The sequence below is a fragment of the uncultured Aquimarina sp. genome (genome assembly GCF_947492115.1).
Taxonomy (GTDB): domain Bacteria; phylum Bacteroidota; class Bacteroidia; order Flavobacteriales; family Flavobacteriaceae; genus Aquimarina.
The window spans coordinates 395436-412669 of the sequence record NZ_CANLMM010000004.1; the positions used below are offsets into that span (position 1 = coordinate 395436).

The following is a 17234-nucleotide window of genomic DNA, read 5'->3' on the forward strand; positions in this document are numbered from 1 at the left end:
CTTATTTATCCATTAAACTTCTAAACTGATAAAAGAAACGTTCTATTAGCCGTAGATCTTCTGTTATTATTTCTACAGAACCACGCATTTCCTGTTGGAAAGGAATTTTTTTATTATAAGTGGTAACTAACTCTTTAGGCAGTTTTACATCGATAAGATATAATCCATCTTTATCTGGTAACATGGATATATAATCTACTTTACCTTGTAGCATACCAAATTCATCATCCGGAAAATTTTCTAGTTTAATATTGGCTTTTTGGCCAATTTTAATTTTACCAGAATTTTGAGTAGGGGCTTTTATTTTAGCAACATAAGATAATGAGTCCTGAATTGGGATTACTATAAATACAATATCTCCTGCAGTTACATTTTCATTTTCAAATCGATAATTGGAAAAAGAAACTCTACCTTCTATATCTGATTGCAATAAATAGCGAAGTTCCCAATCTTTAATGCTCCTCTTTAACTGGTCAAAAGACTGTATTACTTTATTTCGTAGATTGATTTCTTCTCGTTGTTGATTAAATTCTGTTCCTTTCGAGTTTTTTTGTACTGTACTGATTTGCTCTTTTATTTGGGAAAGTTGATTGGTATAGTTTTTATAATTATTCTCAAATTGTGAGTATTCAATCTTTGATTGTTCATATTCTTGGAGAGATATACTTCCTTTATCAAACAACTCTTGTTGCCTATCAAAAGTCTTTTTTCTTAAACTTAAAGTTCTTTGCTCAACTCTTTTTTGATTTAAAATGCTTTCTTGCCTTCGGTAAAGTTCGGACAGAGATATCTGATTTGCTAAGTTTTCACCAGAAAACGGTTTTAGTTCCTTGTTTAGAGTGTATTCGATATAGTTGTTTTCGAAAGTAGCATAACTAGTCTGAATGTCACCGAGTTCTAATAATGGTGGCATTTTTTCAAAAGGAAATTTAATTTGTTGATTATTGATTTTGATCGTATCAACAACTCTTTTAAGACTAAAAACGTCAAGATAGTTTGCTGTATTTCTTAAAATAGCCAAAGGAGTTTTTTCTGGAACGGTATCACCTTCTTTAACGAATATCGCCTCTATTTTCTCACTTACATTTGCCTGCTCTTTTTGCAAAGGAACATCGGTTGTAATAACTGCTTGTGCAGGAATGGTATCAGGATATTTTAGCATCCAAGAAAGAAAAAGTAAAAGTAATATTAGTGTTAGAATCAGAAGGTTTCCCCATCGAATCATCCAATGCGGAACACGTGTTAGAATTTCCTGAACTTCTTCACTCCTTAATTGTATGTCATCTAAATTATCTGGCATGCTGTTATAATTTCAAAATTATAAATTATTAATTACGAATTTTGAGTTTGGTAGTTTTTTGTATTGAACCAATAATTCTAAGTAATTCTTCACATTTATCTATTAAATTTTTACTTTCTTCCACATTGACATAATTACTATCTCTTAATAATCTTAACCAGTAATGAGTTTCTCGAGCTTCTTTATAAGAGATGGATAATTTGGATAAAAAATCTTTAGTACTTCGCCCACCTATCGCTTCTTCTACATTAGCTCCTATCGATGTACCACTCCTTAGAAACTGTTTAGACAAAATATATTCATGTCGCTCTTTTGTTAACTTCCTAAATAAGTCAATACATAATAGGGCGAATTCGTAACTTTTTTGTTGAATAATATTTTCTTTTTTCATTAAGTTTTTAATTCGTAATTCTTAATTAGAAATTATTTTCCTAATTCTAATTGATTCTTAACTAAATTATAATAGCTTCCTTTTTCTTTAATTAAAGACTCATGATTTCCTACTTCAATAATTTCTCCTTTGTCTAATACTACGATTTGATCTGCATTTTTAACGGTACTTAATCTATGCGCTATCACCATCACCGTTTTATTCTTAAAAAACGTATCTAGTTTTTCCATGATCACCTTTTCATTATTGGCATCTAATGCGGATGTAGCTTCATCAAAGAATAAGAATTTTGGGTTTTTATACACAGCCCTTGCTATAAATAAACGCTGTTTTTGTCCAGTGCTGAGACCAACACCTTCCATGCCAATTTTAGTATTGTATGATAGTGGCAACGACTCTACAAACTCTTTGATATTTGCCACATCTACTGCGTGTGCTAATTTTTTCTTATCTACATAATCTTCGCCAACGGCAATATTGTTGGCAATAGTATCATTAAAAATATATCCTTCTTGCATCACAACACCAAATTGATCTCTCCAGGCTTTTTGTGATACGTTATTTAAATCATGAGTACCTATAAAGATTTGACCTTCATCTGGTTCATAAAATTTTAGAAGAAGTTTCATTAGCGTAGTTTTACCACTACCACTAACACCTACAACTGCAGTAATTTTATTGGCAGGAATTGATAAATCCAAATTTTGTAGCACAGGCTTATCGGAACCAACATATCTAAAACTTAATTTTTTGATTTCAAAACCAGAATTTTCAGGTACTTCTCTTATCTTTTCATCACCAGATTTTTCTTCATCTTCTTTATTATGAATTTCACCCAAACGCTCTAAAGAAATTTGTGCGTCTTGTAATTCTCTTAAGAAATTGATCAATTGGGTAATAGGAGCGTTTAATTGTCCTACAATAGAAGTAATGGCTAGCATCATACCTAATGTAATATCCCCATCAATAACAAGAACAGCAGAAAGAATTGTAATTAGTATATTTTTTAGCTCATTAATAAATGCTGAACCAACACTTTGGTATTGCTCTAAAGCTAGGTTTTCAATAGATATTTTAAATAATTTAGCTTGTACAAATTCCCAATTCCATCGTTTTCTTTTTTCGGCATTATGCAATTTTATTTCTTGCATACCATTCACCAATTCGATCACCTTACTTTGTTCTTCACTAATCTGAGAGAAACGTTTATAGTCTAATTTTTTACGTTTTTTGAAGAAAATAAGTATCCAAGCAAAATAGATAGCACTACCCACAGCAAAAACAGCGAATATAGAAAAGCTATAATAGATAAGAACAATACTAAATACAATTAGGTTTACCATAGAAAACAACACATTCAGCGAAGACATGGTAAGTATTTGTTCTATCCTTTTATGATCGTTAATTCTTTGTAATAAATCTCCTGTCATTTTTACATCAAAGTAGGAGATAGGTAGATTCATTAATTTTATGAAGAAATCAGAAATTAACGAGATATTAATTCTCGTACTTAGATGCAGCAAGATCCAACTTCTCAGAACATCAATCAATGTACGACCAATAAATAAGGATAATTGTGCAATTAATACCAGGTATACAAAATTAATATCTTCGTTTTTGATACCGACATCAACGATACTTTGTGTAAGAAATGGAGTTATTAATTGAAGCAAACTCCCAGCTGTTAATCCAAGTATTAGTTGGAAGATGAATTTTTTATACTTAAAAACGTATTTTGAAATGAATTTGAATCCGAATTCTTCGTCTTCCTCATCGATGTTATCACTGTAAAATTTTGGTGTAGGTTCTACCAATAATGCAACACCTTCTTCTGTAGTTTGATCAGCATTATTACCAATCCATGCTTTGATAAACTCTTCTTGCGTATAGGTAATCAGTCCATGTGCGGGATCTGACACATAAATTTTCATCCCATTTTTTTTGGTAGATTTCACTTTGTAAACCACCACGTAATGAACCTTATTCCAATGTACTATGCATGGTAAAGGAACCTCCAACAATTGATTTAAAGATAGCTTTACACCCAAGGATCTAAATCCAATACTCTCTACCGCTTCACTTAGTCCAAGTAATGAACTCCCTTCTCTAGTGGTTTCACTAAGAGATCTAAGCTTCTGAGTATTCAATACTTTTCCGTAATGTTTAGCTATAATTTTTATACAAGTAGGTCCACAATCTTTTGATTCGGCTTGTTTGTAAAAGGGAAATTTTGGCATTAAACGTTTTAATTATGAGTGATGAGTTGCGCTACAAAGAAAAGTAAATCTTTTCGATTTTGCTATCAAACTCATCTTAGTTCCTAAATTGCGTCTATATATTAGTTTATTTAACCTAGGATTTGTTACCCACCTAAAATGATTTTTTAATATTGTACGAGTGTAATTGTAGGTTTTCGTTATAGTTGAGACACTTTAATGTGTTCGGATTCAGGTGTTTTAAGTATGAATGTTTTTTCAAGATCATAGAGAGTATTTTTATGTTGAAATTTGTAATTCTATGGCTTATAATTGTTTTGTAGGGTTTTAGAGCGATATAGTTTTAAGATTGATCTCTTAATGAAACATTATCAAAAGCTATTAGTTGATCGTTAAACTCTTCATTTTAAAGTTTTTATTTTTGGTCTTCGTAAAACGTTAGAATCTCATTATACATGCAACGATCCATAACCATGGAATATAGTTTTTCTTCTAATTGTTCTTTAGTCATTTGAGAGGATATACCTTCATCCAAAAATGCTTCTGATGCAACTTCTTTAATTGTAGTAGGTTCTTCAAAATAAAAAATAAAAAAGTCCCAATCTTCTATTGTGATCGTAGTGATTTTTTGATCTTGTGGAGATTTGTAATATAGTATAATATCATCATTTTCATCTTCATGATAGGTTACTGTTTTATTTAAAATGAATTTAGTTTTAGTTTTTTCATTCCAAGAGGTTTTATTTAACAAATCATAGTGTTTTCTCAAATAGAGAAAACGTTTTTCACTAATACCTTTAAAATTAGGGTCGTATAGTTTAAGCTTTCAAAAGATTAAAAATTAATAATTATTGATAGTATACTATTATTATCTAGTGCATAAAAGGAAGAGAATGTTACTAGAAGAAAATCTACTTAAACGTTGTAGCGTTAATAAGTTGTGGTTTTTATCAATTTTTAACACGATTTTGAAGAGAATCACATTTATTGTGGTGGTGTTTTGTTATATTTTAATTTCGCAATGTTTGCTGATTCGAATATCAATCATAAGCTATATATGATTGATATAAAGACATTAGCTGATAAAATTAATTTAGTGAAGAAATTTTTGGTTTTGGATGGTTAGAATCAAATAAAAAAAGGAGTGCTTATGTGACACTCCTTTTTAAAAATACATGCGCGTTATACGTCTTAGCGCAAACTCAACTTGGTGGTGGCTATTCCTTTTTCATTCTGGATTTGTACTAGATAGAGTCCTCTAGCCAGATCTCCTATTTCAAAACTACTTCCAGCTTCAAAATTACCTTCAAACTTTTTAGCAAGTGCTCCTGTGATATTATACACAAATACCTTTTGCACGGATTCATTAATACTAAAGGCCGTTTTTGCAGGGTTAGGATAAGCATTGAAACTGGTAATATTATCAATATCAGGAGTACTTAAGCTTCTTTGTTCGTTAGCATATACTTTAAATTCTCCTGGCTCCAAGCTAATCGTAGCATTTACGTCGGTTACTTCAATACTTGCACCTGTATCATCTAATAAATCATACCAAGTACCAGTTTCTTGAAAGGTTGGATTGATAGAAAGTGTATTTACTCCGAAATTACCAATAATCGTTACATATTTAATCTCATCTCCAGTGGCAGAATTATTAGTTAGTTGAATTTTCTTGGATGTTGGAGAAGCTACAGATAAAGTGAAGTCATCTGTTTTAAAAATATCTTCATTTAACTTTAACTGAATAAGTTTGGTATACAAATCATATACGTCTTTTCTATCTGCAACGTCAAAGTAATCCCAACGAATTGGTTTTGGATCAGTTCTACAATTATCACTATTACTTCCATCCTGACAGCGGTTGATACTAAATTCATATCCTAATTCCCCGAATTGCCAAATCATTTTCGGTCCTGGTATTGTAAAATAGAATGCACCTGCTAACTCTACGCGATCTAATGCGGTAGATAATTCTGTTACATCATAGGTTGGAGCATTTGTAGCATTACCAAACTGAATGTTTTTGTACATTAAACGCTCTTCGTCATGACTTTCCATATAACTTATATTAGACGGTGTCGTCCAACCACGAGATAAATAGGAAACTGATTGAAAATTAGAATCTCCATATCCCATTGTTGCTTGGTTGTAGTTGAAATTATGATTCCCCCATACTAACATTCCTTCGTTAATAAGTATAGTTTCTTCTGTATTAGGTGCAAAATGCTCAAGAATAACATAAGCATTTGGATCTACTGATTGAATGGCAGTATTCATTCTTGTTAGGATATTTATACGACTTTGATCGAATGAACCTCCATCTCCAATGGTATTTGTAAATCCTTTTGTAAAGTCGAATCTAAATCCATCTACATTATACTCGGTTAACCAAAATTCATTTAATCGATCTATGTATTCCTCTGTGGCAGAAGATTCATGATCAATATCATTAAAGAAAGAAAATGTAGGGTTGGAATCTGTTTGTCTAAATATTGGATTTTCTGCCGTAGCTTGACCATTGTAACAACCATTACAATCATTCCACATTCTATAATACGGGTTTTGACCAGTAGCATGATTATACACTACATCCAGAATTACAGCAATTCCTCTAGCATGGCATTCATCTACAAATTGTTTAAAGGAAGTTGGTGTACCATAATATTTATCTAAAGCCATATGGAAAGAAGGGTTGTATCCCCAACTTATGTTTCCATCAAATTCTGAAACAGGCATTAATTCTATGGCATTAATTCCTAAGTCTTGTAAATAGTCTAGTCTATTTTTTACGGCGTCGAAAGTATGTAAATTGTCGAAATCACGAATTAACAATTCATAAATAACTAAATCCGTTACTTCTGGTCTCTGAAAGTCCGTAGTTTGCCATACATATTCGGTTTCACCAGTTTTAAACCATGAAACCGCATCATTTGTTTTCCCCGTAGGATAGCTTGGTAAATCAGGGAAAGTAGCATTGTCAATAAAAACATCATTAAATTCAGATAGAATCAAAGTAGAGTAGGGGTCAGCAACCGAAATTGATGCATCTACAACATACTGATAAAGTATATCTGAGTTATTCGGCATATCTATAGTAATCCAGAATCTATCTTGTGCACTATCTTTATTTAATAAATAGGTGTTGTCTAAACTCCAGTCATTACCATTAAAATTACCTTTAATATGTACATAATCTTTTCCTGGTGCAAAAAGAACGAATGTTGCAGAGGTGCCATTCAAGTTTAATCCATCTTCCATTCCAGTTGGAACTGGAGATTCTGTGACTACAGGCGTTGTAATTGCAGAGAATGTTTCGGTTAGGGAATTAGACGTTCCAGTTTCTGTAGCTATAAGTTCAAAATCAACACCTTCTGTGATTGTATAGTTGTTGGTGTAGTTTGTAATCCCAGTTTGTGTATCTACCGACATTCCGTTAGCAAATAGTTCAAAATCAGCATTAATTGTAGTGGTAGCAGAAATTGCTAAATCACTACCGTTATCAATAATACTTACAGCATCAGTTGGTGTATTTAAAGTAAGTTGAAAAATTCCTACTTCTACAAGATTATCCTGAGTTTTATTGTCGCCGGTTCCATCTTGAGCCTTAGCTAACATTCCAATTCTTCCTATTCCTGTAGCGCCGTAAAAAGTAGTAGGAGTTAAGGTAATAGAATAGGTTCCGTCTCCGTTGGCTGTAAATACTTGCGGAGTTGTAGCATTTGAAGAGTCGGTCCAATCTCCATTATTCGGAGCATTACCTGCAAAATCATCATTAAGATCAAAATACCAAGCCCATAAATAGAGATCACCATTTCCCCAAAGGCTAAGATCGATTCCTGAAACTGTAATGGTAATCTCATCATCTTCATTAAAAGCAGCCGGGTCAATTGTAAAGGTAGCATTTTGTTGTTGCGCATGAGCTAAGGTCAATCCTAGAAAGAATAGGAATAATAAAGTAAATTTTTTCATGACTATATATTTTTATTTAGAATACAAAAAGGCTGTTATTAAACAGCCTTTTTGATAACTAAGGATATATTATTCTACTATTGGAATAAGTACATAACTTCCGTTAAGATCGTTAAACCAAATATCGTATACACCTTCTCTAGATACTGGAATGTTTGGTCCACCCATGGTACCAAAACCTGTAAGTTCGGTATTGTTACCCCAATTTACAGCCCAATCATCATCTGCTCTAAATTTGATCTCTCCAACTTCTAGAGTTATCCCGTTAACATACCAAATATGCGGATCAAAACTTGACTGAGTTAAGTCCATATCACTTTGCCATCCATCAGGAGTTCCGTCACCATCATCGTCAGCGCTGTTAGTGGCATTACCAATAACACCAATTGTAGCATATGTTGGAGAAGTACTTGCATCAAAAGGATCAAATGTATGAGATAAATTATCTGGGTCTACAGAAACAGTTAATGTGTAATATCCAGTTGCAGGAACTACAAAAGATCCTGGATCTCCACCAAGAATATCACTACTTGTAAAAGATCCACCATCTAATCCCCATTGTGGTTGCCATTGCCCTTTAGTCTCAAGCAATTTAAACTCGTTAGCTACAAAATATCCAGTAAAGCTATAAGAATTTTCATTTCCTGGATCTCTAGTTAATGGAGTGTTATTATTGTTATTATTCCAGTCTGCTGCGGTTGCGTTTCCAACTAAAAATAATTCTCTTAACAAAACAACTGGTTCTTCACCAGTAGGCTCAGGCAAGAATACAGCTAAGGGTAATACATCAGAAATCGTAGAAGGACCATCTGTTGTCGTACCTACTGATGCTACTAATCTAAAGAATAGTTCACCTGCATTGTTTGGTAATGGGTTCCCATCACCATCAAGAACTGGGTTTCCGTCTCCGTCGACTTGAGTTGTTTCTGGATCATTATCTATTCCCGCGATTGCAGCAAGATCAAATAACTGCTTTACTGTTATTGCAATATCATTCGCAGACGTAGTTCCAAGGGATTCAAAAGTATCAAATGAAGACATCGCTGATCCTTGAAGTTCATAACTGATAGCGGTCTCAACTCCAAAATCAGGAGATTGCCATACAAATCTTTCTGCTGTGTTGTCAAAAGTTTCAGCTGTTAAAACATATTCTGATGAAAAAGAATTTACAAAAGTTATAGCTTCAACAGGGTCTTGTGCTGTAAATACAAGCGCGTCATCGTCGGTACATGCATTGAAGGTAATAACACCAACAAATGCTAGAATTAATATTAGTACTTTTTTCATTTTGCTTTTATTTTTAAGAATTGAGTTTAATAATTAATAACCAGGATTCTGGCCTAAATTTTGGTTGGCAGCTCTTGCCGCATCTGGAATAGGGAATAGGTCTCTGAATGCAGGAATTGAGATTCCATTCTGAGAATTTCCTTTAAGAGCCCAGTTATAGCTTCCTCCGGAGAAAAGTCCAAAACGTATCAGGTCTTGTCTTCTATGTCCTTCCCAATATAATTCTCTTGCTCTTTCATCGATGATAAAATCAAGATCAACATCAGCTAAAGAAACAGTAGCTGAATTACTTCTATTTCTAAGATCATTGATATAACCTAAAGCAATGTTTTCATCGCCTCCTCCTCCACGAAGATTGGCTTCTGCATACATTAGATAAAAATCAGCTAATCTAAAAAGAGGAAAATCAACATCTGAGAATGTATTATTAGCATCTGTTCCGGTGTCACCTCCAGTCGTTACGTTCGTATATTTTTCTAAAACGAAACCTGTACTAGGATCTGTAATATTGGTAATTTCTGCTGTTCTGTCTTCTTTTAAGATGGTATTTCGTTCGTCGCTTGTAAAAGCAGCATCATCAAATTTCTCAGCAAATTGAGGTGATATTCTAATAGCGCCACCCCAACCTCCGGCGGATACACCAAGGTTTTCTCCATTTTGCTCAATACTTCCTACAGCACCATTTGTCATTACCGTTGTAGGACCAAAATTTTGTACAAATTGACCATCGGCAATTAAAGGAAAAATAATCTCGTTAGCTGCCTGATTTGTATCATTATCACCTCTAAAAAGATCTTTATACGTATTCGCTAAAGTGTACCCTCCGTTTATAATTCTTTCACAATAAGTGATACAATCACTATATCTATTGCTTCCAATATAAACTTCTGCGTTCAAATAAATTTTGGCAAGTATTGCCCAAGCTACTCCTTTATCAGCTCTTCCATATTGATTTTGTCTAGGGTCCGCAAGCTCAGGTTCTATAGCTAGTAATTCAGTTTCTATAAGGTCAAACAATTCCTGACGATTCATTTCAGGTCCTTGAGTATTTCCCACTGCATCGTTTTCAGTGTATAGCGGAGCTCTTCCGTAAGAATCCATTAGATGATAATAAGCCAATGCTCTTATTAGTCGCGCTTCTGCTCTGTAAGCAGCTATTTCTGTTCTTAATTCACCATTAACTCCTCTCGAATTTAACTTATCATCAGTAGTTTGGCGTAAGAACTCATTGGATAATGCAACTGAATACATCGCTCTACTAAAGAATCCACGAAGAATAGTATTCGCTCCTGTCCAAGTAGAAGTTTGTAAATCATCTATAAATCCACTTTCATCGTTAATATAGGTCCATACAATTTCATCTGTACTAAATATTTGCATGTTCATAATACCACGACCATATTGACTCGTACCCGCATCCAGTCCTCCAATGTTAGAAGAAGTAGGGCCTGTTAATCCTGTAAGAGAGAAGTTTCCATATACTCCTGCGATAGCTTGCTCATAAGCTCCAGGTTCAGAATAGAATTCTTCATCAATAAAAACTCTGTCATCTCTTGGATCTTGATCTAAATCACTTGTACAAGAATTTAAGATTATGACTCCCATCACCATCATTAAATACTTGAAATAATTAGTTTTTATATTCGTTTTCATAACAATAAATTAAAATTTTACATTAGCTCCCATTAAGAAGGTTCTTGCGCGAGGGAAGATAGTTTGATCGATCCCAGAAAAGATTTCAGGATCTAATCCCGAATATTCAGTCAATATAAATACGTTTTGAATACCACCCCATAATCGTATTGAAGACGTATCTCCAAAGAACTTATTAAAGGTATATCCTAAAGTGATATTATCCATTTTTAAAAAGGAAGCATTTTCCACATAAATGTCTGATTGGAATGTGTCTCCGAAAACATTAAAATTAGTGTCTAATACCGACGTGTTTATATTAGCTAGTGTTCCATTGTTATTTATAGCATTGTATGTTGCCAAGTTTTCTACTGCGTTAAATACATAATTACCAAGGCTCGCTCTAAGATTAAATGAAAAATCAAATCCCTTGTAAGTCATATTGGATTGGAATCCCATTGTTACATCAGCATCACGATTTCGATAAATATATCTATCATCACTGTTGATAATGTTATCACCATTTAAATCAGCATATGCACCTTCTATAGGAGCACCATTTTCGTCATATAATTGTTTGAATACCAAAAATGAAAAAGGAGCGAAACCTTCTCTGTGTAGTTGAACATTACCACCTGTACCTCCAACAGAAGCACCAACTAGTTGATCTTCGCCACCCACAAGCTTTTGAACTTCTTGGTCAATCATCGCAGCGTTATAATTGATATTCCATGAAAAGTTTTCATTCCTTACAATATCTGCATTAAGATTTAGTTCTATACCTTCCGTTAATAATTCTCCAAGATTCTGCTGCCCAATATTTCCAAAGTTAGCACCATCTGGTAAACTACCACTAATAAATAGATCTTCCGTTTCTCTACGGTAAACATCTACAGATCCGTTGATTCTATCATTGAATAATCCAAAGTCTAAACCAATGTTGTATTGAGTAGCAACTTCCCATTTTAATTCTTCATTTCTTAGAGATGGATTAGCAACAGTTATAGAAGCATCTCCAAATATATACTGAGAAGTGTTTTGACTTAATTGATATTGTGCTATATATGGTAATTTGTTAAATTGTCCTGCTCCGATATTCTCCTGACCAGTAACACCATATCCTAAACGCAGTTTTAAATTGCTCAATGTTTGGGAATCCGCTAAGAAGTTTTCGTCGGAAATATTCCATGCAAATGCAGCTGATGGAAAATTACCCCATCTGTTATCTTCACTAAATCTTGATGTTCCATCTCTTCTGTATGATAGTGTTAATAAATACTTGTCATTTACAGAAAGATTTGCTCTACCGAAAAAAGCTACTAACACTAGATCTGGATCAAATGCTCTAATGGCTTGATTAGACTCGTTATCACCTCTTAGTTCACCAGTATTAGAATCTTCAACTCTAAAGTTTTGATAAGAGTATCCTCCAGTTAGGTCTAAATTGAAACCTCCAAAATCTTTCTTATAATTTAAGTAAGAATCAAATAACGTATTTCTTCTATAACTTTCAAATTCAGTTCTAGAACCATCTAAAGTACCATCAGAAGATAGTTGTCCGCTGCTATTCTGTCTTGATAGTTCATTGAAACCATCACCATTCTGCTCATCAAAACCTACATTTACTGTAGCTGTTAGTTCTGGTAAAAACCAAAAAGAATAATCTACTTTGAAATTTCCAAAGTAACGGTCTACTTGACTACGGTTATTTCTTTGCAATAGCGAAGCTACTGGGTTAGAAACAGCAAGAACGTCATTGAATGAACCATCTGGATTTATGCTATCATATTCAAAAAAACCACCAAAGGGAGAGTTGGGATCTATCACAGGTTGTGTTGGATCAAAAGCAAGAGCTGCTCCTTCAACACCATTAGCAAATCTTCTTTTTTCAAAAGTAGCATTTGCATTTAAGTTGAACTTTAGGTTTCCATTTAAAAAAGTGGGATTAAGTACTAAAGCTGCGGTACTTCTTTCAAATTCACTAGTTAATCGTAGTCCTCCTTGATCAAGATGTCCTAATGATAATCTAACAGGCAAAACATCAAACAAAGAACCTCTTATAGAAATGTTGTTATCCGTCGATACTGCATTTCTATATATTTCTTTTTGCCAGTCAGTATTTGCATTTCCTAATAAAGTAGGATCGATATTATTATTCACTAAAGCTTGTTCTCTGACAACATCGCGAAATTCATTAGCTGAAAAAACATCTATTGTATTAGGAATTGTGTAAATACCTGATTGAAAATTATAATCTACCTGAAACCCCTTACTTCCTTTTATAGTTTCGATGATGATAACTCCCGCAGATGCTCTATTACCATAAATAGCAGCTGCAGATGCATCTTTTAGTACGGTGAAAGATTTAATGTTGTTAGGGTTTATCGAAGAAAGGATTGATTGCGAACCTCCAACTACATTGTTATTAACAGGTAACCCGTCAATTACAATCAATGGATCATTGGAAGCAGCAAGAGAACCACCTCCACGAATTCTGATAGCTGCACCAGATCCAGGAGCACCACCTGCATTAATATTAACACCAGCAACACGACCATTTAATAAATTTTCTGGAGATACAATGTTCCCTTTATTAAAGTCATCGGCAGTTACAGTACTTACGGAACCGGTTAAATCTTTTTTTCTAGCAGCACCATAACCAATAACTACTACTTGTTCTAGTTCAGCAGCGTCTTCTTGTAAAACAACATCAATTCTATTGTTTCCAGAATATGTAAATTCTTGTGCAATAAAACCAACGTAAGAGAATTCAATAATATCTCCATTGTTTACACCTTTAAGGGAATAGTTACCATCAAAATCGGATGATGTCCCATTTGTTGTCCCCTTAATTATGATATTCACACCGGGAATCGGTTGACCATTTCCAGCATCAGTTACAGTACCGGTGACTGTCGACTGTGCAAAAAAGCTCATTGGTATCAACCACAATAAAAACAATGCGCTTTTAGTAAATGTTTTCATATAATATTAAATTAGTTTTTAATTGTTTTTAGCCTTATATTTTCACTTTCTGAGAACCAATGTATGTAAAATCTGTGTTAAATTTCAGGTACGGTGTAGCCGTAACCTTACGAAAACGTTTGCGTGTGGATAACTTTTAAAATTCTGTTAAAATTTTAAGGGTAATTGTGATCATATCGCATATTTTCGCATTAAAATTTAGCTTTTAATAAAAATTCAAGGGAAATGAAGCAAAAAGTTACGTTAAAACAAATAGCAAAAGAGCTCGATGTATCCATCTCTACAGTGTCAAAAGCATTAAAAGATAGCGTAGAAATTAGTCTCGATACTAGACAAAAGGTAAAAGCTTTCGCTAAGTTGTATAATTACAAACCTAACAACATTGCGCTGAGTCTTAAAAACCGAAAAACCAAGACTATAGGAGTGATTATTCCAGAGATTGTTCACCATTTTTTTACCACTGTTATTGGAGGAGTAGAAAAGGTTGCAAATGAAAAAGGGTACAATGTAATCATTTGTTCGTCTAATAATTCCTTTGACAAAGAAGTGATCAATTTAGAAATGCTAGCCAGTGGTAGTGCAGATGGATTTATTTTATCTGTGGCGAAGGAAACACAACAAAAGAAGGATTATCATCACATCGAGGAGACCATGAGTCAAGGAATGCCGGTGGTACTTTTTGATAGAATTATAGACGAACTCGTTTGTGATAAGGTGATTATTGATGATGGAAAGGGAGCACAAACAGCTACAAATCATCTACTTTCTTTGGGATGTAAAAAAATTGCAATTATTACAACTGTGGATTATATCAGTGTTGGTAAACTTAGAACTAACGGATATTTAAGAGCGCTTCGAGCATACGATATTACTGCTAGAGAGGATTATATCTTAAAGATAGAAGATATCGATAACTGCGAATCTGAAATATCTAGCTTTTTGAAAGATAAAGAGGTAGATGCAATTTTTGCTGTGAATGAATTATTTGCGGTTACAGCTGCAAGAGTTTTACACGAACAAGGTAAAAAAGTCCCAGATGACGTTTCTATAGTTGGATTCACCGATGGTATTTTGTCTAAACATTTTATTCCAAGTTTAACGACTATTAGTCAGCATGGAGAAGAGATGGGAATTAGAGCCGCGAAGTTGCTTATCGATAAGCTAGAAGGAGAAGAAGACGTTCCTGAAGAATATAAAACCGTTATTATAGATACTAGCTTAATCCAAAGACAATCAACAAAAAAATAACACACTAAAATTATTTTATTTAAAATAATATAATATATTTGACCTCTATCAAAACTTATATTTTCACTTTCTACTAACATAAGTTTTGATAAGTGTACGCGCTTATCATAGTAATTATTAAAGATTTACTTAATGAACAAGCGTAAGCTAAGTTTCTGGGAAATATGGAACATGAGTTTCGGTTTCTTAGGAATACAAATGGGTTTTGCTTTACAAAATGCAAATGCCAGTAGGATACTTCAGATTTTCGGAGCTGATGTTCATGAATTATCATGGTTTTGGGTTGTAGCACCTTTAACAGGGTTGATTGTGCAACCTATCATCGGGTATTACAGTGATAAAACATGGACACGTTTAGGTCGAAGAAGGCCTTTTTTCCTTACAGGAGCAATTCTTGCGTCTATAGGGTTGCTGCTAATGCCTAATGCAGATATGTTCACCGCGTTCTTACCTTCATTATGGGTTGGTGCCGGGATGTTAATGATCATGGATGCTTCTTTTAATGTTGCTATGGAGCCTTTCCGGGCTCTTGTTGCCGATAATCTTCCATCCGATCAGCGAACTCTTGGTTTTAGCGTTCAAACTATTTTAATTGGTATTGGCGCAGTTATAGGATCTTGGTTACCATATGTAATGGCAAACTGGTTAGGTATTTCCAATGAAGCACAAATCGGAGAAGTTCCTTTTCATCTACTTTTATCTTTTATTATTGGGGCAGCAGTATTAATAGGAAGTATACTATTAACTGTTTTTACTACAAAAGAATATTCTCCAGAAGAATTAGCAGCATTTGAAAATGATGAAGAAGGTTTAGAGGAAGAACAATCTTCCTTAATGAACATTTTTTCGGATTTTAGAAAAATGCCATTGACTATGAAACAATTGAGCGGTGTTCAGTTTTTTTCTTGGTTTGGTCTTTTTGGAATGTGGGTTTTTTCCACACCTGCTATAGCACATCATATCTATGATTTACCACTTAGTGATCATAGCAGTGAGGCTTATCAAAATGCTGGAGATTGGGTTGGAGTATTATTTGGGGTTTATAATGCTGTTTCCGCAGTGTTCGCATTCTTTTTACCATACATAGCGTTAAAAATAGGTAGAAAACTAACTCATGCTGTATCTTTGATAATCGGTGGCTTAGGTCTTATTTCCATTTATCTAGCTCCAAACGAAGATTGGTTGATACTTTCTATGGTTGGTATTGGAATTGCTTGGGCAAGTATTCTGGCAATGCCTTATGCAATACTAGCGGGTTCTATTCCTGCGAAAAAAATGGGAGTTTATATGGGGATATTTAACTTCTTTATTGTACTGCCTCAGATTATAAACGCAATTATAGGAGGACCTGTAGTTAAATATTTTTATGGAGGAAATCCAATTTATGCTTTAGTAATTAGTGGTGTGTCTTTTATAATTGCAGCACTATTAGTTATCAGAGTAAAAGATGTTGACGATACTTTAATTAATACAAAAAGTTAAAAAGAATGACGAAAAAAGCATTCATATTTGATCTAGATGGTGTCATTGTTGACACTGCAAAATACCATTTTCTGGCATGGCAAAATTTAGCCAATACACTAGGTATATCTTTTTCTGAAGAACAGAATGAACAATTGAAAGGAGTTAGCCGAATAAAATCCTTAGAGAAAATTTTAGAATGGGGAAATAAAACAATTTCAGAAGAAGAGTTTACGACCTTAATGGCTAAAAAGAATGAGGAGTATCTAAATTATATCGAAACGATGGATACCTCTGAAATTCTGCCTGATGTTCCTAGAGTTTTAGAATATCTTTTAACCGAAGAACAAGCTATAGCTCTGGGTTCTGCCAGTAAAAATGCAAGAGTGATTCTTGATAAGGTATTATTAAAAGAGAAATTTCATGCTATTGTGGATGGTACCGATGTAACCAAAGCAAAGCCAGATCCTGAAGTATTTTTGATTGGAGCACAAAAGTTAGGAGTAGCACCTAAAAATTGTGTTGTTTTTGAAGATTCTGTTGCAGGTATTCAAGCAGCTAATATTGCCAATATGATAAGTATTGGTATTGGAGATCCAAAGGTCTTACACGAAGCAGATTATGTATTTAAAGATTTTACTGAAATAAAAGAAGAATTCATTAACCAATTAGTTACAACCGAAAAATAATGAGAATAATTTGAGAAATTTCCTTGGGATCATAAATACTTGGGTAGTTTTTCAAA

11 protein-coding genes are annotated in these 17234 nt (G+C 33.7%); 3 read left to right on the top strand and 8 right to left on the bottom strand.

The features are described from left to right. Position 1 precedes the first annotated feature (1 nt). From Q1A73_RS14920 to Q1A73_RS14955, 8 genes are all read right to left on the bottom strand, one after another. Positions 2 to 1300, bottom strand: a complete 1299-nt coding sequence (locus Q1A73_RS14920; RefSeq protein ID WP_299607040.1) for an HlyD family efflux transporter periplasmic adaptor subunit — start codon at positions 1298 to 1300, stop codon at positions 2 to 4. A gap of 28 nt (positions 1301 to 1328) precedes the next feature. Beyond that, positions 1329 to 1691, bottom strand: coding sequence for a four helix bundle protein (locus Q1A73_RS14925; RefSeq protein WP_299607041.1), 363 nt, complete (start codon positions 1689 to 1691; stop codon positions 1329 to 1331). 32 nt (positions 1692 to 1723) lie between these two features. Continuing rightward, the gene (locus tag Q1A73_RS14930) at positions 1724 to 3928 is read right to left on the bottom strand and encodes a peptidase domain-containing ABC transporter (protein ID WP_299607042.1); all 2205 of its coding nucleotides are present in this window, start codon (positions 3926 to 3928) and stop codon (positions 1724 to 1726) included. Between the two features lie 394 nt (positions 3929 to 4322). Then, the gene (locus tag Q1A73_RS14935; RefSeq protein ID WP_299607043.1) at positions 4323 to 4676 is read right to left on the bottom strand and encodes a hypothetical protein; all 354 of its coding nucleotides are present in this window, start codon (positions 4674 to 4676) and stop codon (positions 4323 to 4325) included. Positions 4677 to 5098: 422 nt separating this feature from the next. After that, positions 5099 to 7876, bottom strand: a complete 2778-nt coding sequence (locus tag Q1A73_RS14940) for an alpha-amylase family glycosyl hydrolase (protein WP_299607044.1) — start codon at positions 7874 to 7876, stop codon at positions 5099 to 5101. Positions 7877 to 7945: 69 nt separating this feature from the next. After that, positions 7946 to 9163, bottom strand: coding sequence for a SusF/SusE family outer membrane protein (locus Q1A73_RS14945; RefSeq protein WP_299607045.1), 1218 nt, complete (start codon positions 9161 to 9163; stop codon positions 7946 to 7948). Between the two features lie 33 nt (positions 9164 to 9196). Next, complete coding sequence (locus Q1A73_RS14950) at positions 9197 to 10816, bottom strand: RagB/SusD family nutrient uptake outer membrane protein (RefSeq protein ID WP_299607046.1); 1620 nt, start codon at positions 10814 to 10816, stop codon at positions 9197 to 9199. Between the two features lie 9 nt (positions 10817 to 10825). Beyond that, positions 10826 to 13780: a SusC/RagA family TonB-linked outer membrane protein gene (locus Q1A73_RS14955; protein WP_299607047.1), complete on the bottom strand. Its 2955-nt coding sequence runs from the start codon at positions 13778 to 13780 to the stop codon at positions 10826 to 10828. A gap of 225 nt (positions 13781 to 14005) precedes the next feature. On the opposite strand from Q1A73_RS14955, the gene Q1A73_RS14960 reads away from it, so the two are divergent. The 3 genes from Q1A73_RS14960 to pgmB all read left to right on the top strand — a co-directional run bounded on the left by Q1A73_RS14960 (position 14006) and on the right by pgmB (position 17178). After that, positions 14006 to 15028, top strand: coding sequence for a LacI family DNA-binding transcriptional regulator (locus Q1A73_RS14960; RefSeq protein WP_299607048.1), 1023 nt, complete (start codon positions 14006 to 14008; stop codon positions 15026 to 15028). A 132-nt stretch (positions 15029 to 15160) separates the two neighbouring features. Beyond that, entirely contained in the window at positions 15161 to 16510 is a 1350-nt protein-coding gene (locus tag Q1A73_RS14965; protein ID WP_299607049.1) for an MFS transporter, read from the top strand. A 5-nt stretch (positions 16511 to 16515) separates the two neighbouring features. Further along, positions 16516 to 17178, top strand: coding sequence for a beta-phosphoglucomutase (pgmB, locus tag Q1A73_RS14970; RefSeq protein WP_299607050.1), 663 nt, complete (start codon positions 16516 to 16518; stop codon positions 17176 to 17178). The last annotated feature ends 56 nt before the right edge of the window (positions 17179 to 17234 follow it).

Coding starts and splice junctions, on each gene's coding strand:
- Q1A73_RS14950 (WP_299607046.1), bottom strand. CDS start 10,816: ATGAAAACGAATATAAAAACTAATTATTTCAAGTATTTAATGATGGTG.
- Q1A73_RS14960 (WP_299607048.1), top strand. CDS start 14,006: ATGAAGCAAAAAGTTACGTTAAAACAAATAGCAAAAGAGCTCGATGTA.
- Q1A73_RS14930 (WP_299607042.1), bottom strand. CDS start 3,928: ATGCCAAAATTTCCCTTTTACAAACAAGCCGAATCAAAAGATTGTGGA.
- Q1A73_RS14945 (WP_299607045.1), bottom strand. CDS start 9,163: ATGAAAAAAGTACTAATATTAATTCTAGCATTTGTTGGTGTTATTACC.
- Q1A73_RS14955 (WP_299607047.1), bottom strand. CDS start 13,780: ATGAAAACATTTACTAAAAGCGCATTGTTTTTATTGTGGTTGATACCA.
- pgmB (WP_299607050.1), top strand. CDS start 16,516: ATGACGAAAAAAGCATTCATATTTGATCTAGATGGTGTCATTGTTGAC.
- Q1A73_RS14925 (WP_299607041.1), bottom strand. CDS start 1,691: ATGAAAAAAGAAAATATTATTCAACAAAAAAGTTACGAATTCGCCCTA.
- Q1A73_RS14940 (WP_299607044.1), bottom strand. CDS start 7,876: ATGAAAAAATTTACTTTATTATTCCTATTCTTTCTAGGATTGACCTTA.
- Q1A73_RS14920 (WP_299607040.1), bottom strand. CDS start 1,300: ATGCCAGATAATTTAGATGACATACAATTAAGGAGTGAAGAAGTTCAG.
- Q1A73_RS14965 (WP_299607049.1), top strand. CDS start 15,161: ATGAACAAGCGTAAGCTAAGTTTCTGGGAAATATGGAACATGAGTTTC.